The organism is Caballeronia glathei, from assembly GCF_000698595.1.
Taxonomy (GTDB): domain Bacteria; phylum Pseudomonadota; class Gammaproteobacteria; order Burkholderiales; family Burkholderiaceae; genus Caballeronia; species Caballeronia glathei.
Genome location: NZ_JFHC01000307.1, coordinates 1 through 469 on the forward strand (window position 1 = coordinate 1; position 469 = coordinate 469).

At 66.3% G+C, this 469-nt stretch carries 1 protein-coding gene; it reads right to left on the reverse strand.

Annotated features, from left to right (window positions below; translation table 11 throughout):
* A partial coding sequence (locus BG61_RS38920; protein ID WP_035943864.1) for an IS481 family transposase occupies positions 1 to 469 on the reverse strand: 469 nt, incomplete at both ends.

Genomic DNA, 469 nt, shown 5'->3' on the forward strand with positions numbered 1-469 from the left:
GAGCCTCGTGCGGCCGCTGCGTGTTGTACACGCGGCGCCATCGTTCCAGTTCCTGCTGCACGTGCGCGTGCGTGGTGAACGTGTGCCGCTCCAGCACCTCAGCCTTCAGCGTGCGATGAAACCGTTCGTCCTTGCCATTGGTCTGCGGGTGATAGGGCCGGCTGTAGCTCACGTGAATGCCCAGTCTGATCATCCAGACGGCCAGCTCGGTGAGCTGGCCCGGTGCACTGGGCGAACCCCAGGGCGCGCCGTTGTCGGTGTTGATGCGTGCGGGCAGCCCGTAGCAGCGAAACGCCCGCTCCAGCTCGGTCTGCACGACCTGCGTGGTGGTCCGCGCGCAGGCCGTGAGCACGACGTTAAAGCGCGAGTGGTCGTCGAGCACCGTCAGCGCCGCGCAACGGCCGCCCTCCAGGGTCGGGAAATCGCCCTTGAAGTCCATCTGCCACAGCGAATTCGGGTACGCGTGTTC